General features: G+C 72.3%; 19 protein-coding genes. 2 read left to right on the forward strand and 17 right to left on the reverse strand.

Features of this window, described 5'->3' with window-relative positions; genetic code table 11:
- Nucleotide 1 precedes the first annotated feature (1 nt).
- Together BIU89_RS03395 and fmt are read right to left on the reverse strand one after the other, a co-directional pair.
- Nucleotides 2–1,570 carry an RsmB/NOP family class I SAM-dependent RNA methyltransferase gene (locus BIU89_RS03395; protein WP_239001434.1) on the reverse strand — a complete coding sequence of 523 codons (1,569 nt, stop codon included), beginning with the start codon at nucleotides 1,568–1,570 and terminating at the stop codon, nucleotides 2–4.
- Nucleotides 1,567–2,502 carry a methionyl-tRNA formyltransferase gene (fmt, locus tag BIU89_RS03400; protein WP_071244762.1) on the reverse strand — a complete coding sequence of 312 codons (936 nt, stop codon included), beginning with the start codon at nucleotides 2,500–2,502 and terminating at the stop codon, nucleotides 1,567–1,569. Before fmt ends, BIU89_RS03395 begins: the two co-directional genes overlap by 4 nt.
- A 134-nt stretch (nucleotides 2,503–2,636) precedes the next feature.
- Between fmt and BIU89_RS03405 the strand changes: the two genes are divergently transcribed.
- Both BIU89_RS03405 and BIU89_RS03410 read left to right on the forward strand, forming a co-directional pair.
- Nucleotides 2,637–2,966 (forward strand): hypothetical protein, encoded by a 330-nt coding sequence (locus tag BIU89_RS03405; protein WP_071244763.1) that lies wholly within the window; start codon nucleotides 2,637–2,639, stop codon nucleotides 2,964–2,966.
- Nucleotides 2,967–2,980: 14 nt separating this feature from the next.
- Nucleotides 2,981–3,436 (forward strand): DUF4383 domain-containing protein, encoded by a 456-nt coding sequence (locus tag BIU89_RS03410; protein ID WP_071244764.1) that lies wholly within the window; start codon nucleotides 2,981–2,983, stop codon nucleotides 3,434–3,436.
- Nucleotides 3,437–3,558: 122 nt separating this feature from the next.
- Here the strand turns inward: BIU89_RS03410 and BIU89_RS03415 are convergent, their stop codons facing one another.
- The 15 genes from BIU89_RS03415 to aroB form a co-directional block, all read right to left on the reverse strand.
- Nucleotides 3,559–5,541: a hypothetical protein gene (locus BIU89_RS03415; protein WP_071244765.1), complete on the reverse strand. Its 1,983-nt coding sequence runs from the start codon at nucleotides 5,539–5,541 to the stop codon at nucleotides 3,559–3,561.
- Nucleotides 5,542–5,549: 8 nt separating this feature from the next.
- Nucleotides 5,550–6,761 (reverse strand): methionine adenosyltransferase, encoded by a 1,212-nt coding sequence (metK, locus tag BIU89_RS03420; protein ID WP_110858970.1) that lies wholly within the window; start codon nucleotides 6,759–6,761, stop codon nucleotides 5,550–5,552.
- Between the two features lie 5 nt (nucleotides 6,762–6,766).
- Complete coding sequence (gene rpoZ / locus BIU89_RS03425) at nucleotides 6,767–7,030, reverse strand: DNA-directed RNA polymerase subunit omega (RefSeq protein WP_017887186.1); 264 nt, start codon at nucleotides 7,028–7,030, stop codon at nucleotides 6,767–6,769.
- 27 nt (nucleotides 7,031–7,057) lie between these two features.
- Nucleotides 7,058–7,981: a guanylate kinase gene (gene gmk, locus BIU89_RS03430; RefSeq protein WP_231495671.1), complete on the reverse strand. Its 924-nt coding sequence runs from the start codon at nucleotides 7,979–7,981 to the stop codon at nucleotides 7,058–7,060.
- Nucleotides 7,978–8,862, reverse strand: a complete 885-nt coding sequence (gene pyrF, locus BIU89_RS03435; protein ID WP_302847403.1) for an orotidine-5'-phosphate decarboxylase — start codon at nucleotides 8,860–8,862, stop codon at nucleotides 7,978–7,980. The genes gmk and pyrF overlap by 4 nt, the downstream gene beginning before the upstream one ends.
- 11 nt (nucleotides 8,863–8,873) lie before the next feature.
- A complete protein-coding gene (carB, locus tag BIU89_RS03440) occupies nucleotides 8,874–12,167 on the reverse strand; it encodes a carbamoyl-phosphate synthase large subunit (protein ID WP_071244766.1) in 3,294 nt (1,097 codons plus the stop codon).
- On the reverse strand, nucleotides 12,167–13,366 hold the full coding sequence (gene carA / locus BIU89_RS03445) for a glutamine-hydrolyzing carbamoyl-phosphate synthase small subunit (protein ID WP_071244767.1): 1,200 nt from the start codon (nucleotides 13,364–13,366) through the stop codon (nucleotides 12,167–12,169). Before carA ends, carB begins: the two co-directional genes overlap by 1 nt.
- On the reverse strand, nucleotides 13,363–13,926 hold the full coding sequence (locus BIU89_RS03450) for a PH-like domain-containing protein (protein WP_051596738.1): 564 nt from the start codon (nucleotides 13,924–13,926) through the stop codon (nucleotides 13,363–13,365). Before BIU89_RS03450 ends, carA begins: the two co-directional genes overlap by 4 nt.
- Complete coding sequence (locus BIU89_RS03455; protein WP_071244768.1) at nucleotides 13,923–15,281, reverse strand: dihydroorotase; 1,359 nt, start codon at nucleotides 15,279–15,281, stop codon at nucleotides 13,923–13,925. The genes BIU89_RS03450 and BIU89_RS03455 overlap by 4 nt, the downstream gene beginning before the upstream one ends.
- The gene (locus BIU89_RS03460; protein ID WP_027465742.1) at nucleotides 15,278–16,252 is read right to left on the reverse strand and encodes an aspartate carbamoyltransferase catalytic subunit; all 975 of its coding nucleotides are present in this window, start codon (nucleotides 16,250–16,252) and stop codon (nucleotides 15,278–15,280) included. Before BIU89_RS03460 ends, BIU89_RS03455 begins: the two co-directional genes overlap by 4 nt.
- Nucleotides 16,252–16,851: a bifunctional pyr operon transcriptional regulator/uracil phosphoribosyltransferase PyrR gene (gene pyrR, locus BIU89_RS03465; RefSeq protein ID WP_017887177.1), complete on the reverse strand. Its 600-nt coding sequence runs from the start codon at nucleotides 16,849–16,851 to the stop codon at nucleotides 16,252–16,254. Before pyrR ends, BIU89_RS03460 begins: the two co-directional genes overlap by 1 nt.
- A 24-nt stretch (nucleotides 16,852–16,875) precedes the next feature.
- Nucleotides 16,876–17,328, reverse strand: a complete 453-nt coding sequence (gene nusB, locus BIU89_RS03470; RefSeq protein ID WP_027465744.1) for a transcription antitermination factor NusB — start codon at nucleotides 17,326–17,328, stop codon at nucleotides 16,876–16,878.
- Nucleotides 17,329–17,339: 11 nt separating this feature from the next.
- Nucleotides 17,340–17,903: an elongation factor P gene (efp, locus tag BIU89_RS03475; RefSeq protein WP_027465745.1), complete on the reverse strand. Its 564-nt coding sequence runs from the start codon at nucleotides 17,901–17,903 to the stop codon at nucleotides 17,340–17,342.
- Nucleotides 17,904–18,013: 110 nt separating this feature from the next.
- Nucleotides 18,014–19,705: an ABC1 kinase family protein gene (locus BIU89_RS03480; RefSeq protein WP_071244769.1), complete on the reverse strand. Its 1,692-nt coding sequence runs from the start codon at nucleotides 19,703–19,705 to the stop codon at nucleotides 18,014–18,016.
- A gap of 328 nt (nucleotides 19,706–20,033) precedes the next feature.
- Nucleotides 20,034–21,116 carry a 3-dehydroquinate synthase gene (aroB, locus tag BIU89_RS18360; protein WP_035808593.1) on the reverse strand — a complete coding sequence of 361 codons (1,083 nt, stop codon included), beginning with the start codon at nucleotides 21,114–21,116 and terminating at the stop codon, nucleotides 20,034–20,036.
- Nucleotides 21,117–21,209 lie beyond the last annotated feature (93 nt).

The following is a 21,209-nucleotide window of genomic DNA, read 5'->3' on the forward strand; positions in this document are numbered from 1 at the left end:
GTCAGTCGACGCGACGGAACAGCGCGATGAACATCGCGTCCGTCCCGATGCGGTGCGGCCACAGCTGCGCCGTGGCACCGTCGGCGATCTCGGGGTCACGTGCGGCGACACCCCGGACGATCGTGGCGGTGTCGAGCTGCTCGAGCCGGTCGCTGTGCCGCCCCATCAGCGCGTCGACCTGCCCGCGGGTCTCGGCCAGGTGCGGCGAGCAGGTCACGTACGCCAGGGTCCCGCCCGGTGCGAGCACCCGGACGGCGGCGTCGAGCAGTTCGGTCTGCAGGGCAGCGAGCTCCTCGACGTCCTCGGGGAGCTTCCGCCAGCGCGCCTCCGGCCGGCGACGCAGCGCGCCGAGCCCGGTGCACGGGGCGTCGAGCAGGATGCGGTCGAAGGTCATCCCGGTGCCGTCGCGTCCGTACCGACGGGCGTCGCCCTCGACGACCCGCACGTGGTCACCGAACACGCCGAGGGCGTTCCGCACGAGTCCGGCGCGGGCGGGCACGAGCTCGTTGGCGACCAGGGTCGCCCCGCCCTGCTGCGCCTCGGCGGCGAGCAGCGCGGCCTTGCCGCCCGGCCCGGCGCACATGTCGAGCCACCGCTCCCCCGCGCGCACGTCCGACGAGCGGCTCAGCGCCAGCGCGGCGAGCTGCGACCCCTCGTCCTGCACGCGCAGGCGTCCGGCGGCGACGCCCGGCACGCGCGCCGGGTCGCCGCTGATGCCGCGGATGCCGACGGGCGACACCGGCGCGGCGTCCGCCTGCACGACGGGCTCGTCGGCCCGGACGGGAGGCACGGTGCCGGTCGCGCCGTCGGCCTCCGGTTCGTCGTCGGCGGGCACCAGGGCCGCGGGCACGTCGTCCGCACCGGTCGCGTCGGCGAACGCGGCATCGGTGTCGTCGTCCGGAGCGGTGCGGGCGGTCGCGGTGGCGATGTCCTCGTCGGTGGCGAGGCCGGGCAGGGCCGCGAGCTGCACCCGGGGTGCGGCGTTGTCGGCGGCGAGCAGGGCGGCGAGCTCGTCGCGGGAACGTTCGGCGGCCAGGGCGTCGCGGAGCGCCGAGACGACCCAGACCGGGTGCGACCAACGGGTGGCGAGCAGGGCGTCCCCGGCGCGGCCCTCCGTGATCAGGGCGTCCCACTCCTGGTCGGTGCGGGCGGCGATCTTGCGCATCACGGCGTTCACGAACCCGGTCGCGCGGCGGGCACCGACCTCGCGGGCGAGCTCGACCGTGGCGTCGACGGCGGCGTGTGTCGGCGTGCGCATGGCGAGCAGCTGGTGCGCACCGAGACGCATCACGTCGAGGACGTCCGCCTCGATGTTCTCGGCCCGACGACCGGATGCCAGCGCGATGATCACGTCGTAGCGGCCGAGCATCCGGATCGACCCGTAGGTGAGTTCGGTCGCGAACCCGGCGTCGCGGGCGGTGAGCCCGGCGCGGCGGATGCGCGTCGGCAGCAGCAGGTTCGCGTAGGCGTCGTCGACCTGCACGGCGCGGAGCACGTCGAACGCCACGCGGCGGGCACTCGCCGGACGCGGGCCGCGGCGGGCACCCTGGGGCTTCGTCTGGGGGCTCATGCGAGGACCTTCCCGTCCAGTTCGCCGAGGCCACGGGCCCAGGCGGCGGCGTCCATCGCCTTCTTGCCCGCCGGCTGCACCTCGAGCAGCACCAGCGGAGTGTCGGCGGTCCCGACCAGCAGCCGACCGCCGTGGAGTGCGAGCGCACCGGGCGCGAGCGACGGGGCGGGGTCCTGCGTGCCTCCAGGCTCGATCGTGCTGCGGAGCAGCTTCACGCGGGTCTCGCCCAGGTGGGCGTACGCGCCGGGCTCGGGCGTGACCCCGCGCAGCCGCGCGTGCACGGAGGCGGCGGGCGCGGCGAAGTCGGTGCGGCCGTCGTCGATCGTGAGCTTCGGGGCGAGCGTGGGCTCGCCGGACTGCTCGGTCGCGACGGCGGTGCCGGCGGCGATGGCGTCCACGACGTCCGCCACCACGTCGGCGCCGACCTCGGCCATCGCCGCGAGGACCTCACCCGAGGTCGCTTCGGGGTCGATCTCGAAGGGCAGGGCGGCGTAGACCGGGCCGGCGTCGAGCGACTCGACCAGCTGGAAGACCGTGGCGGCGGTCCGGGTGTCGCCGGCCATCACCGCACGCTGCACGGGAGCAGCACCGCGGTACGCCGGCAGGTCGGAGAAGTGCAGGTTGATCCACCCGTGCCGCGGGGCGTCGAGGGCTGGGCGGCGGAGCAGTGCGCCGTAGGCGACGATCACGCCGAGGTCGACGTCGAGGTCCGCGATCCGGGCGGTGACGGCGTCGTCGACACGCGAGGCCTCGATGACCGGCAGTCCGAGCTCCGCGGCGACGACGGCCACCGGGGTCGGGGTGAGGACACGCTTGCGGCCCTGCGGGGTGGCCGGCCGCGTGAGCACCGCGACGATCTCGTGGTCGGACGCCGCCAGACGGCGGAGGGTGGGGACGGCCGCAGCGGGGCTGCCGGCGACGACGAGACGCATGGGTTCGATCCTCCCACGCCGACGGGCCCACCCGACCCCGACCGCCTGTCCGGAGCACGCGGTGCTCGGCACTGCCTGTGCACCAGCAGAGCGTGGGCTGCGTACGTTCTGGCGGTATCGACGGAAGGAGCACCATGACCGACCGAGACCTGCCCATCCCGGACTTCGACCACGTCCCGCTCGGCAACCTGACGGAACACCTGACGGCCCTCGACCGCGAGCAGCTCGAGGTGCTGCTCGACCACGAGAACGCCCACGGCGCACGGTTGCCGGTGCTGGAGCGGATCCGTCACCGGATCGCGGCCCTGGACAGCGGTGCGGAGCCGACCGGTTCCGTGCCGGAGCACCTCCCCGAGACGTCTGCGGGGGCCTCGGCACCAGCGGACGTCACGCCGGCCACCGCCGGTCCGACGATCAACCCGCCGTCCCACGGCGTGCCCACCAACCCCGCGCAACCGCGCTGAGATCAGGAGACACCATGAGTGACGTCACCACCGCCACCAACCGCTACGCCGGTTCGTCCGTCCAGAAGGCCGCCCTCGTGGTCGGCATCGTGTTCCTGCTCGTCGGGATCGCCGGGTTCGTCCCCGGCATCACGACCGGCGACCTGGCCGGGGCCGGACACGAGTCGATGGGCATGCTGCTCGGCATCTTCCAGGTGTCCGTGCTGCACAACATCGTGCACCTGCTGTTCGGCGTCGTCGGACTGCTCGCCGCCAACCGTGCCTCCGGCTCGCGGATGTACCTGGTGATCGGCGGGATCGTCTACTTCGTGCTGTGGATCTACGGCCTGTTCACCGCCGGCCACAGCTCGGGTGCGAACTTCGTCCCGCTGAACAACGCCGACAACTGGCTGCACCTCGTCCTCGCCATCGGCATGGTCGCCCTCGGCGTCGTGCTGCCGCGCGAGCGTCGCCGGCCCGTCAACGCCTGAGCGACCCGCACCAGTCGGTCGCCGCACGGCGGCAGACCCCGAACGACACCGCCGACGTCGCACGACGTCGACGGTGTCGTTCTGCGTCGTGCAGCAATCGGACCCACCCGGGCCCGACGGCGTCAGACCTCGGAGAACGGTTCGGCGTCGTCCAACCGCACCCGCAGCGTCGGAGCGGCCCGTCGGCGGTTGCCGCCCTTGAGCACCCGCCGGGTCGACGAGCGCCGGATGACCTCGGCCTTGAGCGTGGCGGCGACCTCGGCCCCGTGTGCGTACGGGAACCGCACGATCGCCCGGACCGTGCCGGGCAGGGCGTCGTCCTCGACCGGGACCGGGCCGAGCACCGGACCGACGACGGCGTCGCCGAGCGCTTCGACCGCCGCGGTGACGGCTTCGTCGGTACCGGTCATCGTCGCCACCCGGACCGCCGGCGGGAAGTGGAGTTCGCGGCGGTCGGTCAGCTCGTCGTGCGCGGGTCCGTCGAGTCGCCACAGGGCCATCGCCGAGGCCAGCCGCCCGCCGATCCCGACCAGGTACACCTCGGCCCCGGGAGACGACTTCGCCGCCGCGTTCGTCCAGAAGCGCAGGACGTCCTCCTGCACGCGCAGCCCCTCGCGGGCGAGCATCTTCTCACCGTCCAGCAGCAGGACGCAGGCGTAGCCCCCCGGCACCGACGGCTCGGCCCCACGGGTGGCGACCACCACGGACGGGCGGGCGGGGACCTCGTCGAGCGGGCGAGAGCCGTCGGCGACGACGATCCGCGTGCCGGGGAACGCCCGCCCGAGTTCGTCGGCGGTCCGTTGCGCTCCCTGACCGACCGGCTTGACGGTGCCGTTGCCGCACGTCGGGCAGCGGAACCCGACGGCCAGCGCTCCGCAGAAGCGGCACTGGGGCGTGGCGCCACGGTGCGGGCTGCCGAGCGGCCCGCCGCAGACCCGGCAGTGCGCGCGTTCGCCGCACTCGGCACAGACCAGCCCGGTGCCGAAGCCCGGGCTCGCGACCTGCACCAGGACGGCACCGTGCTGGCTGGCCTCGCGCGCGGCACGCCACGCAGAGCTCGGGATGCGCGCCTGCGCGGCGAACCCCTCGGCCCCGGTCTGCTGCACGGTGGGGATGACCTTCGGGGTCTTCACGCGGTACGGCGCGACGTCCTGCAGCCAGTGCAGCTCGACCAGGCGCTGCACGTCGGTGCTGCGCGCGTGTGAGACGAACAGCAGCGCGGCACCGGACTGGGCGGCCCGCACCAGGGCGACGTCGCGCGTGTGCACGTAGGGCGCCCGCTGCTCGATGAACGAGGCATCGCCGTCGTCCCACATGGCGATCAGGCCGAGCTCCGTCGCCGGTGCGTACATCGCCGTGCGGTTGCCGATCGCGACCACCGGGTGCGTGCGGGCCTGCAGCAGTGCCTTCGCGCGCTGCCCGTTCGTCTGCTTGGCGTCGAACCGCACCACCCGCTCCGGCGGCAGCACGGCGAGCAGGGCACGCTCGAGGTCGATGACGTCGCGGAAGTCCGGAACGGCGATCACCGCGGACTGCTCGGCCGCCATCGTGTGCGCGGCCGCCTGGGCGAGCGTCGCGGCCCACCCCGGGACCCAGACCGGCGCGTCCGCGTCGCCCATCGCCACGGGCTGGGGCACGGCGGCGACCGCAGCGCGTCCGTGCTCCGTCACCACGGCCTCCAGGACGCCGTCGGCGTAGCCAGTGACGGGCGGGGCGGTCACCGGCGGCGGCGACCACGCGGTGTCCCGGGCGAGCCAGGCCTTCTCGGCGCGCACCTGCCGCGGGGGCACGGCGAGGCGCAGGACATCGGAGGCGACCCCCGCGGCCCGGTCGGCGACGGCGCGCGCGAGGGTCCAGATCTCCGGCGCCAGGACGGGCACCGGGGACAGGACGGCCTCGATCTGGCTCAGCTCACCTGGGTACTCACCCTCGGTGACGATCTCGACGACGTAGCCGTCGGACATCCGTGCCCCGGTGCGCAGCGGCACCTTGACGCGGACCCCCGCGACGCAGTCGTCCTCGAGCTCGGCCGGTACCCGGTAGTCGAACAGACGGTCCAACTGCGGGAGCGGCGAGTCGAGGACGACGCGCGCGACGGTGGTCACGCGGTGCTTCAGACGGTCGCGGCGACGAGTCCTGCGGCGGCGCGGAGTTCCTCGACACGGTCGAGCTGCTCCCACGTGAACCCGGGGAGCTCGCGGCCGAAGTGGCCGTAGGTCGCGGTCTGCGCGTAGATCGGTCGGAGCAGGTCGAGGTCGCGGATGATCGCGGCCGGACGCAGGTCGAACACCTGGCGGATGGCGGCTTCGATCGTGGCGTCGTCGACGTGTCCGGTGCCGAAGGTCTCGACGTAGAGCCCGACGGGCTTCGCACGGCCGATCGCGTACGCGACCTGCACCTCGAGCCGGTCGGCGAGCCCCGCGGCGACCGCGTTCTTGGCGACCCAGCGCAGCGCGTACGCCGCCGAACGGTCGACCTTCGACGGGTCCTTGCCGCTGAACGCGCCGCCACCGTGACGGGAGGCCCCGCCGTAGGTGTCGACGATCACCTTGCGGCCGGTGAGCCCGGCGTCGCCCTGGGGGCCGCCGATCTCGAAGCGACCGGTCGGGTTCACGATGACGTCGACGTGCGACGAGTCGAGGTCGACCAGGTCGAGGACCGGACGGATCACGTGCTCGGTGATCGCGGCGGTGAGCTCGTCGAGCGTGACGCTCGGCGAGTGCTGCGTGGAGAGCACGACGGTCTCGACGGTCTTCGGCACGACGCCGTCGTACCCGATGGTGACCTGCGTCTTGCCGTCCGGGCGCAGGAACGACAGCTCGCCCGACTTGCGGACCGCGGCCAGGCGCTCGGCCAGGCGGTGCGCCAGCCAGATCGCGACCGGCATGTACTCGGGCGTCTCGTTCGTCGCGAAGCCGAACATGATGCCCTGGTCGCCGGCGCCCTGACGGTCGAGCGGGTCGACCGCACCGGTGCGGGAGTCGAGCGACTCGTCCACACCCTGCGCGATGTCCGGCGACTGCGCACCGATCGAGACCTCGACACCACAGGTGGCACCGTCGAACGAGACGTCCGACGAGTTGTAGCCGATCCCGGTGATGACGTCACGGACGAGCTTGGGGATCTCGACGTAGCCGGAGGTCGTGACCTCGCCGGCGACGTGCACGAGCCCGGTGGTCACCATCGTCTCGACGGCGACGCGCGCGTTCGGGTCGACCGTGAGCAGTGCGTCGAGGATGCTGTCCGAGATCTGGTCGCAGATCTTGTCGGGGTGCCCCTCGGTCACCGACTCGGACGTGAAGAGGCGGAGAGCAGCTGCAGTCACCGGGATCAGTCGGTGGGCTGCTGCTGCTTGGTGACGGTGAGCTTGTCCTCGTTGATCTCGTGGAGCGCGACGGACAGCGGCTTGTCGTCGATCGTCGAGTCGACGAGCGGTCCGACGTTGTCGAAGAGCGAGCCCTCGTGCAGGTCGGCGTAGTAGTCGTTGATCTGGCGGGCGCGCTTGGACGCGAAGATGACGAGCGCGTACTTCGACTCGACCTTGCTGAGCAGGTCGTCGATGGGCGGGTCGATGATGCCCTGGGGGTTGGCCATGGTGTCTCCTCGAAGTCAGTGCACCCGTCAGGGCGCAGAGAACAAGTCTACGACCTCACGTGCCGCGGTGCCGACATCGGAGTTCACGATCCGCACGTCGAACTCGTCCTGGGCGGCCAGCTCGACCTTCGCGGTCTCGAGGCGACGCGCTTGTTCCTCCGCGGATTCGGTCCCGCGGCCGATGAGCCGGCGCACCAGTTCCTCCCACGTCGGGGGCAGCAGGAACACGAGCACCGCCTCGGGCATGGCGTCGCGGACCTGCCGGGCGCCCTGCAGGTCGATCTCGAGCATGACCTTCTCGCCGGCGTCGAGCGCGCGGTCGATCGGCGGGCGCGGGGTGCCGTAGCGGTACGAGTTGTGGACGGTCGCCCACTCGAGCAGCTCACGGTCGCGGATCATGCGGTCGAACTCGTCGTCGTCCACGAAGTAGTAGTGCACGCCGTCGACCTCGCCGGGGCGCGGCTTCCGGGTGGTGGCGGAGACGCTGAGGTTGACGTCCGGGTAGTGCTGTCGGATGTGCGCGCTGACCGTGCCCTTGCCGACCGCGGTGGGTCCGGCGAGCACGACGAGCTTCGAGGCACCACGCTTGCGACCGCGGGCGGCGAGCCAGTCGGCCAGGGCCGCGCGCTGCCGGGTCCCCAGGCCACCGAGGCGCTTCGACGGTGCGATCCGCAGGGACCCCATGATCGCCTCGGCCCGCGCGGGGCCGATGCCCGGCAGGCTCACCAGCAGGTCACGGACCCGCAGCGAGCGTTCGGCCGAGGTCGTCTCGACCAGCGAGTCGTCCCACGCGGCACGGGCGACGTCGAGCGCGGAGCGCTCCCCCGACGCGATCGCGGCCTTCACCGCGGCCCGGGCGCGTCGCGCGGCCACGGCGGCCTTCGCCGCGGCGACGCGGTCGACCTCTGGCGGGGTGCGGTGGGCGGGCAGGCCGTCGTGGTCGTCGGTCACGCTGCCGCCGCCAGTGCGCTGCGGATGCGATCGGCGCGGTCGGCGACGAGCGCCGCGGCACCGTCCGGACCGTCGGTCAGCAGGCCGCGCGACTCGCTCACGAGCACCTGCTCGGCACGCGCGCCGTACAGCGCACGGAGGTCCTCGATGCGGGCGCCCTGGGCACCGAAGCCCGGTGCGAGGACCGGCGCGGTGCCGATCGCGTCCGCGTCGATGCCGAAGTCGTCGAGGTGAAGGGTCGCGCCGAGCACGAGCCCGACGTCGCCGAGGGCCTGATCACCCACGGACCGGTTGTCGTCTGCCACGTCCAAGACGATACCGGCCGCGACCGTCCGGCCGGTACGCGGTCCCTCGGCGAGCACCGCGGTCTGCAGTACCCGGGCCTCGGGGTTGCTCGTCGCCGCGAGCACGAAGACCCCGGCACCGTTCCGGCGCGCGACGTCGATCGTGCCCCGGAGCGAGCCGTACCCGAGGTACGGCGACACGGTCATCGCGTCGGCCGCGAACGGCCCGTCGCGGTCGAGCCACGCGAGCGCGTAGTCGTCACCGGTGGTCCCGATGTCGCCTCGCTTCACGTCGGCGACGACCAGGAGGCCCGCATCGCGTGCCCGGCGGATCGTCGCGTCGAGCGCACGGTAGCCCGCAACCCCCGCCGCCTCGAAGAAGGCGACCTGCGGCTTCACGATCGCCGCGCGGCCGGCGGCCGCATCGACCAGGGTCGCGCCGAACGCCGTGAGGCCCTGCTCGTCGCGGGCGAGCCCCCACGCCGCCAGGGTGGCGGCGTGGGGGTCGATCCCGACGCAGAGCGGTGAACGCTCCCCCATGGCGGACGCGAGGCGGACGCCGAAGGAGGCCGGGCCTCCCGACCGGGGCGTGTCCACGCTGGCAGCCGTCACCAGGTCGCGCGCTCGCGCGCGTAGTCCTGCAGGCTGCGGACGTTGAGCGGCGAACCGATCGTCTCGATCGCCGCGACGGCCGCCCCGATCTGCGCGATCGTCGTGAACAGCGGCTTGTCCGCCGCCACCGTGGCCGCGCGGATCTCGTACCCGTCCGCACGACCGGCGGCACCCGACGGCGTGTTGATGACGATGTCGACCTCGCCCGTGGCGAGGAGGTCGACGACGCTCTCGCCGCCCTGGCTGTACTTGCCGACGATCCCGACCTCGATGCCGTTGCGGCGGAGGATCTCCGCCGTGCCCTCGGTCGCGATGATCGTGAAGCCGAGCTGCTGCAGGCGGTGCACCGGCAGCACGATCGCGCGCTTGTCGGTGTCGGCGACGCTCACGAAGACCGTGCCGCTGGTCGGCAGGCCGCCGTACGCGGCGTCCTGCGACTTGAGGAACGCCCGCGGGAAGTCGCGGTCGATGCCCATGACCTCGCCGGTGGAGCGCATCTCGGGGCTGAGCACCGAGTCGACGACCTGGCCCTCGCGGGTGCGGAAGCGACGGAACGGCAGCACGGCCTCCTTCACGGCGACCGGCGACTGCGCGGGCACGAACGCGCCGTCACGCTCGGGCAGCATGCCCTCGGCGACGAGCTCGGCGACCGTGGTGCCGGTCATGATGCGGGACGCGGCCTTGGCCAGCGGGATGCCGAGCGCCTTCGAGACGAAGGGCACCGTGCGGCTGGCGCGCGGGTTCGCCTCGAGGACGTAGAGCACGCCGGCGCCGATGGCGAACTGCACGTTGAGCAGGCCCTGCACGCCGATGCCGCGGGCGATCTTCTCGGTCGCGTCGACGACGCCCTGGATCTCCGCGCGACCGAGGCCGACCGGGGGCAGGGTGCACGCCGAGTCGCCGGAGTGGATGCCGGCCTCTTCGAGGTGCTCCATGATGCCGCCGATGTACAGCCGCTCGCCGTCGAAGAGCGCGTCCACGTCGATCTCGACGGCGTCGTCCAGGAACCGGTCGACCAGCAGCGGGAGCTCCGGGCCGATGATCGCCTGGTCGGCCATCCGGTCGAAGTAGTCCGCCAGCGACGGGGAGTCGTACAGGATCTCCATGCCGCGCCCGCCGAGCACGAACGACGGGCGGACGAGGACGGGGTACCCGATCTCCTCGGCCACCGTGGTCGCGCTCGCCAGGTCGTGGGCCGTGCCGTTCCGCGGTGCGAGCAGACCGGCGTCGTCGAGGATGGCGGAGAACTGTCCGCGCTCCTCGGCCGAGTCGATCGCGGTCGGGCTGGTGCCGAGGATCGGGATGCCCGCGGCCTCGAGCGGCTTCGCCAGGCCCAGGGCGGTCTGACCACCGAGCTGCACGACGACGCCGACGAGCTCGCCGGACGCGGCCTCGGCCTCGATGACCTCGAGGACGTCCTCGGCGGTCAGGGGCTCGAAGTACAGGCGGTCCGAGGTGTCGTAGTCGGTCGAGACGGTCTCGGGGTTGCAGTTGATCATGATCGTCTCGAACCCGGCGGCGCTCAGCGCGAAGGACGCGTGCACGCAGGAGTAGTCGAACTCGACGCCCTGCCCGATGCGGTTCGGGCCGGAGCCGAGGATGACGACCTTCTTGCGGTCGCTCGGGACGACCTCGGTCTCGGTGTCGTACGACGAGTAGTGGTACGGCGTCAGGGCCGGGAACTCGCCGGCGCAGGTGTCGACCGTCTTGAAGACGGGCCGGATGCCCTGGGCGTGCCGCTCGTCGCGGACCTGCTGCTCGGAGACCGGTGCCGCGTCCGAGCTGCGCAGGCTCGCGATCTGGGTGTCGCTGAAGCCGTGCTCCTTCGCCCAGCGCAGGGTGTCCGCGTCGAGGGACTCGGCGGCACGGACCTCCTCCGCGACCTCGTTGATGAGCACGATCTGGTCGATGAACCAGGGGTCGATCTTAGTGGCCTCGAAGACCTCGTCCGCGGTGGCGCCCGCGACCAGGGCCTGCTGGACCGTCACGATGCGACCGTCGGTCGGGATCGACGACTTCGTCAGCAGGGCGTCCTTGTCGAGCTCGGCCGCCGGGGTGTCCCAGTGGAAGCTCGACCCGCGCTTCTCGAGCGAGCGCAGCGACTTCTGCAGTGCGGTGGCGTAGTTCCGGCCGATGGCCATCGCCTCGCCGACGCTCTTCATCGTCGTGGTCAGGGTGGCGTCGGCGGCCGGGAACTTCTCGAACGCGAACCGCGGGGTCTTCACGACCACGTAGTCGAGCGTCGGCTCGAAGCTCGCCGGGGTGACCTTCGTGATGTCGTTCTCGATCTCGTCGAGCCGGTAGCCGATGGCGAGCTTCGCCGCGATCTTGGCGATCGGGAAGCCCGTGGCCTTCGACGCGAGGGCCGACGAGCGGGACACGCGGGGGTTCATCTCGATGACGATGACGCGGCCGTTGGACGGGTCGACGGCGAACTGGATGTTGCAGCCGCCGGTGTCGACACCGACGCGACGGATGATGTCGATGCCGATGTTCCGCATGTTCTGGTACTCGCGGTCGGTCAGGGTCAGCGCGGGGGCGACCGTGATCGAGTCACCGGTGTGGACACCGACCGGGTCGACGTTCTCGATGGAGCAGATGACGACGGTGTTGTCGTAGTTGTCGCGCATCAGCTCGAGCTCGTACTCCTTCCAACCGAGGATGGACTCCTCGAGCAGGACCTCGGTCGTCGGGCTGGACTGCAGCCCGTCGCCGACGAAGCGGACGAGTTCGGCCTCGTTGTAGGCGAAGCCCGAGCCGAGGCCGCCCATGGTGAAGGACGGGCGGACGACCAGCGGGTACCCGAGGTCCTTCGCGAACTCCTTCGCTTCTTCGAGCGTGTGCGCGATGTGGCTGCGGGCGACGTCGGCGCCCGATTCGAGCACGAGCTCCTTGAAGAGCTGGCGGTCCTCGCCGCGCTGGATCGCCTCGACCTTGGCACCGATGAGCTCGACGCCGTGCTTGGTGAGGATGCCGGCCTCGTCGAGCGCGATGGCCGCGTTCAGGGCCGTCTGGCCGCCGAGGGTCGGCAGGACGGCATCCGGCTTCTCGATGCGGATGATCTCCTCGAGCGACGCGTTCGTGATCGGCTCGATGTAGGTCGCGTCGGCGAAGTCGGGGTCGGTCATGATCGTCGCCGGGTTCGGGTTGACCAGGATGACCCGGACGCCCTCGGCCCGGAGGACGCGGCACGCCTGGGTGCCGGAGTAGTCGAACTCGGCGGCCTGACCGATGACGATCGGGCCGGAACCGATGACGAGGACGGAGTTGATGTCTGCGCGCTTGGGCATCAGTTCGCTTCCTTGGTGATGTCTGCTGCGGGGGTCGTGGCATCGGCGGTGGCCGCGTCGAGCGGCTCCCCGTCGCGACGCTCGCGCACCATGTCCGCGAACCGATCGAAGAGGTACATGCTGTCGTGCGGTCCGGCGGCGGCCTCGGGGTGGTACTGCACGCTGAACGCCGGCACGTCGAGCGCGCGGAGGCCCTCGACCACGTTGTCGTTCAGCGAGTAGTGCGAGACCTCGACCCGACCGAACCCGGCCGGGGACTCGAGGACCTCGCCGAGGGGTGCGTCGACCGCGAAGCCGTGGTTCTGGCTCGTGATCTCGACCTTGCCCGTGGTCGTGTCGAGCACCGGCTGGTTGATGCCGCGGTGGCCGAAGGGCAGCTTGTAGGTGCCGAAGCCGAGCGCGCGGCCGAGGAGCTGGTTGCCGAAGCAGATGCCGAAGAACGGCCGGCCGGTGCGCAGGCTGTCCTGCAGCAGTTCGACCTGCGCGTCCGACGCGGCGGGGTCGCCGGGGCCGTTCGAGTAGAACAGGGCGTCCGGTGCGAGGGCTTCGAGCTCCGGCGCGGAGATGTCCTGCGGCACGACGTGCACCTCGAAACCGCGGGCGGCAAGGTACCGGGTGGTCGAGGCCTTCACGCCGAGGTCGAGCACGGCCAGGGTGCCGATCTGCTCGCCCTCGGCGGGGACGACGTAGGTCTCCGGGGTGGACACGACCGCCGAGAAGCTCGCGCCGGCCATCGTCGCCTGCGACACGACCGCGTCCAGCTGCTCCGACTCCGGCAGTGCGGCGTCCGCACCGCTGAAGACGCCGCCCTTCATGGCGCCGGCGTCACGGATGCGGCGGGTGAGTGCGCGGGTGTCGATGCCGGAGATACCGACGATGCCGTCGCGCACCAGGTGGTCGTCGAGCGTGGCGTTCGCGCGGTGGTTCGACACCACGCGGCTGGGGTCGCGCACGACGTACCCGGCGACCCAGATGCGACGGGACTCGGGGTCCTCGTCGTTCACGCCCGTGTTGCCGATGTGCGGCGCGGTCTGCACCACGATCTGCCCGGCGTAGGAGGGGTCGGTCAGCGTCTCCTGGTAGCCGGTCATGCCGGTCGCGAAGACCACCTCACCGAGCGTGCGCCCACGGGCGCCGTAGGCCCAGCCGTCGTACCGGGTGCCGTCTTCGAGGACCAGGACGGCCCGTTCGCGTGTCATGCTTTCTTCCCTTCGCCCGCGGTTCGCGGAGCATCGGCCGCAGTCGCCTGCGGCCCGGTCTCGGTCAGTCCCTGCAGGGCGTGCAGCGCGGCTGCGTCGCCCTCCGGGAACCGGAAGTAGGTGTCCAGGTCCGTCGCACCTGCGGCGCCGGTCGCCGTCCATCGCAGACGGACCAGTCCCCCGGGTTCGACCACTCGGTCGATCGCCCACGTGGAGCGGTCGGCGCCGCGGACCGCGTCGCGCGCGATCCAGCGGTCGTCGGTGCCGGCGAGGCGCATCACCACGCCGGTCGCGTGGACCGTCACCCCGCCGCGGCCGCGGAACCCGAGGCCGCCTGCGGTGATGCGTTCCAACGGCTGGTCGGCACGGGTCGTCGCGACGGTGAACCCGTCCCACGACCCGACCGCCGGTGCCAGGTCGGCCGGTACCCGGACCGGAGGCACGGCTTCCGCCTGCTTCCTGGTCCGTGTCCGCCAGGTGCGCGCCATCGCCACGAACAGGGCGGCGACCGCGAGCAGGATCACCGCGCCGAGGAGCCAGCGCTGGGCGTCGCCGCTCATGCGCGCTCCCCCGTCCGGAGCGCCGCGGCGTGCGCCGCGATCGTCTCCGCGTCGACGACCCGGCCGTCGAGCACCGTCGCGTACCCCTGGTGGAAGGTGGCGACGACCCGGCCCGGCAGCGTCATGCCGAGGTACGGCGAGTTCTGCGACTGCCCGGCGAGATCGGTGACCGCGAACTCGCGACTGGCCGACGGGTCGTAGAGCGTGATCTCGGCGGGGGCTCCCGCGGCGATCCGCTGCCCGTGCCCCTCGACCTGGCCGATCCGCGCCGGTGCCTCGGACAGCACCCGGGCGACGTCGGCCCAGTCGAGCCGGCCGTCGTCGACCACGGCGGCCTGCACCACGCTCAGCGCGGACTCGAGGCCGACCATGCCGTTCGCGGCGGCGGGCCACTCGCAGCACTTCGCCTCGGCGGTGTGCGGTGCGTGGTCGGTCGCGACGATGTCGATGGTGCCGTCGGCCAGGGCCGCGCGGAGCGCCTCGACGTCCTCGCGGGCACGGAGCGGCGGGTTCACCTTGTAGCGGGCGTCGTACCCGGGGGCACCGTCGTGGCCGGCGATGAGGTCCTCGGTGAGCACCAGGTGGTGCGGCGTGACCTCGGCCGTGACGTCGATGCCGCGGGACTTCGCCCACCGGATCACCTCGACGCTGCCGGCCGTCGAGACGTGGCAGACGTGCAGGCGTGCTCCGACGTGGTCGGCGAGCAGGACGTCGCGGGCGATGATCGCCTCTTCCGCGACGGCGGGCCAGCCGGCGAGGCCGAGTTCCGAGGACAGTCGGCCCTCGTTCATCTGCGCGCCGATCGTCAGCCGGGGCTCCTGGGCGTGCTGCGCGAGCACCCCGCCGAAGCCCTTGATGTACTCGAGTGCGCGGCGCATGAGCAGCGGGTCGGCCACGCAGGAGCCGTCGTCCGAGAAGACGCGGACCTTCGCCCGGGAGGTCGCCATCGCGCCGATCTCGGACAGGTGGGTGCCCTGCAGCCCCTGTGACACGGCGCCGATCGGGCGGACCGTCACGTAGCCGGCGTCGTCCCCGAGGGCCTGGACCTGCTCGACGACCCCGGCGGTGTCCGCGACGGGGCTCGAGTTCGCCATGGCGTTGACGGCGGTGAACCCGCCGGCAGCCGCGGCACGCGACCCGGTGAGGACCGTCTCGGACTCCTCGTGACCGGGCTCGCGCAGGTGCGTGTGGAGGTCCACGAGACCGGGCAGGGCAATGAGGCCGTCAGCGTCCACGGTGGTGGCGCCGGCCGTGTCGAGACCGGTCCCGACCGCGGTGATGCGCCCGCCCTCCAGACGGATGTCGGCACGCGAGCCGTCGACCAGCTGCGCGCCACGGATCAGGTGAGCGGTCATGCGGCGGACTCCTTCGCGTCGGTGCCGTTGCCGGCGCTGCCCGTCAGGGCGAGGTAGAGGACGGCCATCCGGACCGAGACGCCGTTCTCGACCTGCTCGACGACGGTCGAGCGGGGGTCGTCGGCGGCGACACCGGCGATCTCGAGCCCGCGGTTCATCGGACCGGGGTGCATGATCAGCGTGCGCTCGGACAGCCGCCCGAAGCGCGCCGCCGTCAGGCCCCAGTGCCGGGTGTACTCGCGCGGGTTCGGGAAGAAGGCGTCGTTCATGCGTTCCTGCTGGATGCGGAGCGTCATGACGACGTCCGGGTCCTCGGCCAGGGCGGTGTCGAGGTCGTGGTGCACCGCGGCGCCGAACGGGGTCGGGGTGGCGGGCAGCAGTGTCGGCGGCGCGGCGAACGTCACGCTCGCCCCGAGGGTGCGGAGCAGCCACGCGTTCGACCGGGCGACCCGGCTGTGCAGCACGTCGCCGATGATCAGGACGCGCACGCCGTCGAGGCCCTGGCCGCGCGAGCCGGCGCCGTGCAGGCGGCGGCGCATGGTGAAGGCGTCGAGCAGCGCCTGCGTCGGGTGCTCGTGGGTCCCGTCACCGGCGTTGACCACGGGGACGTCGATCCAATCGGCGTCGGCGAGCACCCGCGGGGCGCCCGAGGCACCGTGGCGCATGACGATGCCGTCGATGCCCATCGCGCCGAGGGTCTGCACGGTGTCCTTCAGGGATTCGCCCTTCGAGACGCTCGAGCCCTTCGCGGCGAAGTTCAGGACGTCGGCGGACAGGCGCTTCGCGGCGGCCTCGAACGAGATGCGCGTGCGCGTGGAGTCCTCGAAGAACAGGTTCACCACGGTCTTGCCGCGCAGGGCCGGGAGCTTCCGGACCTCGCGCGTGTTGACCTCGGCCATCTCCTCGGCGACGTCGAGGATGTGGACGGCCTGGTCGCGGGACAGGTCGGCGGTGGAGAGCAGGTGCCGCATCACGCCACCCCCTGCTCGATGAACACGGTGTCGTCGCCGTCGGTCTCGGCCAGGTGCAGCGTGACCCGCTCGTCGGACGCGGTCGGCAGGTTCTTGCCCACGTGGTCCGCACGGATCGGCAGCTCGCGGTGGCCGCGGTCGACGAGCACGGCGAGCCGGACGGCACGCGGCCGTCCGATGCCCTGCAGCGCGTCGAGCGCGGCGCGGACGGTGCGGCCGGAGTAGAGCACGTCGTCGACGAGCACGACGACCTTGCCGTCGATGCCGCCGGCGGGGATGACCGTCCGGTGCGGCGCGCGACCGATGCCGTGGCCGAGGTCGTCCCGGTGCATGGTGACGTCGAGCGTGCCGACACGCTCCGTCCCGATGCCGCCGGCGGCCGAGGACCACTCCGGCTCGATGCCGGCCAGGATCCGGCCGAGGCGTTCCGCCAGGACGGCGCCGCGGGTCGGGATGCCGAGGAGCACGAGGTCCGAGCCCCCGTGGTTGGCTTCGAGGATCTCGTGCGCGATGCGTGTCAGGGCACGCGTGATGTCGGGCTGTTGCAGGACCGTTCTGGTTCCCACGTCGACCCCCTTCCCCGCCTCACTGGACGGCATTAAAGGATGCTGACGTGGTCAACCCTACCGGGACTCCTGGTCTCCTGCGACCGTCCGACCGGACGGTGCGCGACCGCCGGCGACGGCCCCGAGCACGCCGTTGACGAAGCCCGCCGAGTCCTCGGTGGACAGCGACTGCGCGAGCTCGACCGCCTCGGCGATGGCGACGGCGTCGGGGACCTCCGGGTTGAACCGGAGCTCCCAGACGGCCATCCGCAGGATGCAGCGGTCGAGGACCGGCATCCGGGCGATCGACCAGCCCTGGGCGTGGTCGACGATGACGGAGTCGATCTCGTGACGGGCGTCGTCGACACCGGTGACGATCTGGCGGGCGTAGTCCCAGCTGGAGGCACGCTCCGGCTGGTCCAGGTGCCGGACCGTCTCGGTGGCGAGCACGTCAGCGATCGGCAGCTCGCGCACCTCGGCCACGTACAGCATGTCGAGGGCGCGCTTGCGGGCCTTCGAACGAGCACTCATACGGTCAGCGCCTAGGAGTTGACGCGGCCGAGGAAGCTGCCGTCGCGCGTGTCGATCTTCACCAGGGTTCCGCTCTCCAGGTACAGCGGGACCTGGATGCGGTGGCCGGTCGCGATGATGGTCGCGTCCTTGGTGCCGCCGGAGGAGCGGTCGCCCTGCAGGCCGGGCTCGGTCTCGACCTCGGTGACGATCGACGTCGGGAGCTCGACGTACAGCGGGTTGCCCTCGTTCATCGCGATGGTGACCATCGCGGACTCGAGCAGGTAGTTCTTGGCGTCGCCGACCACGGTCGCGGAGACCGGGATCTGGTCGTACGTGTCGGTGTCCATGAACACGTAGGAGTCGCCGTCCTCGTAGAGGAACTGGTAGTCACGACGGTCGACGGTCGCGGTGTCGATCTTCGCGCCGGCGTTGAACGTGCGGTCGACGACCTTGCCGGAGACGACGTTCTTGAGCTTCGTGCGGACGAACGCGCCGCCCTTGCCCGGCTTGACGTGCTGGAACTCGACGACCGACCACAGCTGGCCGTCGATGATGAGAACGGCGCCGTTCTTGATGTCTGTGGTACTGGCCATGAGTCGTCGGTGTCCCGTTCGGTCGTGTTGTGAAGTGTCCTCGGGCCGCGGACGGCCCCGGACGAGTGTAGCGGACGCCCGCCCGGCGGCCGGAGCGGTGCGCGCCGCGGTCAGCGTCGCCGTCGGGCGAGCCAGGCGTCGATCGCCGCCCAGCCGAGCAGCACCACCGCCCCTCCCCCGAGCAACCCGCCCGCGACCCCGGTGGACAGGGCCGCCGTCGGTCGCGCCGGCAACGCCAGGTAGACGATCGCCAGGATCCCCGCCCCCGCGCCGAGCAGCACGAGCAGGATGCGCCGGATCATGCCGGACACGAGCTGCCGGTCGCGGCTGTCCGCGAAGAGCCGGATGTTCACCGTGAACCGTCCGGTCTCGATCGCCTCGCCGATGCGGTCCACCCGGCGGGGCAGGCGACGGGCGGCCGACACGACGCCGAGCAGTTCCTTCGCCGCGAGGTCGCGGAGCTTGCCCGGCCGGAGCTGGTCGGTGATCTGCTCCCGGGCGAGTCCGCGGGACTCCTCGAGCAGGTCGAACGACGGTGCGAGCGTGCGGAGGGTGCCCTCGAAGATGGCCAGGGCACGGGCCGCGGCGACGAAGTCCGGCGGCGGCTTCAACCGGTACCGCCCGAAGACCTCGACCGCGTCGTCCACGGTGTCGACACCGATGCGCGCACCCGGGCCGAGCTCGTCCGCGACGAAGCGGGCGATGTCCCGACGGAAGTCGGGCTCGTCGTGCGCATCGCGCACGGGGGCCATCCGCAGGACCGCATCGGCGATCCGCGACGTGTCGTCCTGCAGGTAGGCGGCCAACAGGTCCTGGACCGTGTCCCGGAGACCCGGGTCGAGCCTCCCGACCGATCCGAAGTCGATCAACGCGGGCCGCCCGTCGGGGAGCACCAGGACGTTCCCCGGGTGCAGGTCCGCGTGGTACAGGCCGTCGAAGACGACCTGGCGCAGGAAGGCGCGGAGGATCGCGCGCATCGGCGCGTCGAGGTCGCGCTCGGAACGCTCGGCGCGGATCGCGCTGAGCGTGTCGCCCTCCAGGAACTCCATCACGAGCACACGCCGGCCGGACAGGTCCGGGTAGGGGTCCGGGAACCGGACCTCGTCCGGACGCGCGCTGCGGGCCTGGGCCGCACGCAGCGCCGTGAGGTTCCGGAGCTCGGAGACGAAGTCGACCTGCCGGATCAGGTCGTCCGCGTACTGGCCGGCGATGTCCTGCACCCCGACCTGCCGCGCCTCGGTCGACCACCGGGCCATGAACCGGACGACCCGCAGCGCGATGTCGACGTCGCGGCGCACCGCGGCGTCGATCCCCGGCCGCTGCACCTTCACGGCGACCGCGGTGCCGTCGGGCAGCCGGGCGCGGTGCACCTGCGCGATGGACGCCGCTGCGACGGGCACCGGGTCGAAGGTCGCGAAGACCTGGTCGACCGGGGCACCGAGCTCCTGCTCGAGGAGCGCACGGACCTCGTCCGCCGGCGCCGCCGTGACGTTCCGCTGCAGGTGTGCGAGTCCCTCGGTCCACTCCTCGGGCAACAGGTCGTCGCGGGTGGAGAGCAGCTGGCCCATCTTCACGAACCCGCCGCCGGCTTCCTCGAGCGCCCGGCGCAGGTGCTCGGCCTGGTCGCGACGCAGGTCCGAGGTGGCCGGGTCGTGCGAGAAGTCGAGACGACGGAACGGCACCAGGTGGTGGCGGCGGGCGATCGAGAGGAGTTCGGTGAAGCGTCGACCACGGGAGCGCAGGGTGCCGGTGTCGGCATCGCGCGGGCCGGAGAGGTCGCTCAGTCGGGGTGGGGTGGGCACGCCCGCCAGTCTGCTCCCCGGTGCTGGGTCCGCAGCGTGCGGGTGGCCCGGTCCGTCGCGTCGCTCCATCCTCCTCCACAGCCTGGAGGCCCGGCGCGGCTTCCACAGGTCGGCGCGGGCCCGGCGCGGGGCTCGGCATAGGAGCGGACACTCGTGCTGTGGAGACAGCACTGATCGCGGCATGCATCGCCGCCGGAGCGGCGATCGTCGCGGCCGTCGTCACCTGGTCCGGGGCGTGGCCTGGCATCGGTTCACCTGGGTCACCGTCTCGACGCGTGTCACCTGGTGGTGGCGCAGGACGCGACGGGTGCTGCGCTGACCGGCGTGGCTAGACGCCGACCTCCTGGTAGGCGGTGAAGAGCAGGTGGTCCTCGGGGCCCTCGAGCACGACGGGCTTGCCGACGCCGTCCAGGATGATGAACCGCAGCATGCCGGCACGGGCCTTCTTGTCACGACGCATCGTGGCGAGGAGCCCCTGCCACCGACCGACACCGTACGAGGTCGGCAGGTCGAGCGACTCGAGGATCGCCCGGTGCCGGTCGACCGTGGCGTCGTCCAGGTGACCGGTGAGGCGGGCGAGTTCGGCGGCGAACACCATGCCGACCGACACCGCCGCCCCGTGGCGCCACTGATACCGCTCGGCGTGCTCGATCGCGTGCCCGAGGGTGTGTCCGTAGTTCAGGATCTCGCGTCGGCCCTGCTCGGTGAAGTCGTCCGAGACGACCTCGGCCTTGAGCGCGATGGCGAGCTCGACGACCCGCCGGAACTCCGGCGTCGTCGGGTCGGTCACCCGGTCGACGTCGGCCTCGACGATGTCCAGGATCTCGGGCACGGCGATGAACCCGGCCTTCACGATCTCCGCGAAGCCGGTCAGGATCTCGTTGCGCGGCAGCGTGCGGGCGAGGTCGAGGTCCACGACGACGGCGCGGGGGGCGTAGAACGCGCCCACCAGGTTCTTGCCCTCGTTCGTGTTGATGCCCGTCTTCCCGCCGACGCTGGCGTCCACCATGCCGAGCACGCTGGTCGGGACGGCCACGTACGGCACACCGCGCAGCCAGGTCGCGGCGACGAAGCCCGCCAGGTCGGTGACGGCACCGCCACCGAGACCGATGACCGCGTCGGTTCGGGTGAAGTCGGCCTGCCCCATGATCTGCCAGCAGAACGCCGCGACCTCGACGCGCTTGGCGCCCTCGGCGTCGGGGACCTCGGCGATCAGGGCTTCGAGCCCGGCCTCGACCAGCAGCGCCCGGAGCTCGTTCGCCCGGGCACCGAGCGTCGGCGAGTGCACGATGAGGACCTTGGCGACACGCGGGCCCAGGATCGCGGGCAGGGCGCCGAGCAGGTCCGTGCCGACGGCCACCGTGTAGCCGTCGTCACCGCCGACCCGGATCTCGGTGGTCCCGGCGGGCAGGGTCGACTCGGTCACGGTGCTCCTTCGGTGCTGGTGGTGCTGCTGGTCGTGCTGCCGGGCGCGACGGTGGTGCCGCTGCGCTCGGTGGTGCCG

The organism is Curtobacterium sp. MCBA15_005, from assembly GCF_001864855.1.
GTDB classification, from domain to species: Bacteria; Actinomycetota; Actinomycetes; order Actinomycetales; family Microbacteriaceae; genus Curtobacterium; species Curtobacterium flaccumfaciens.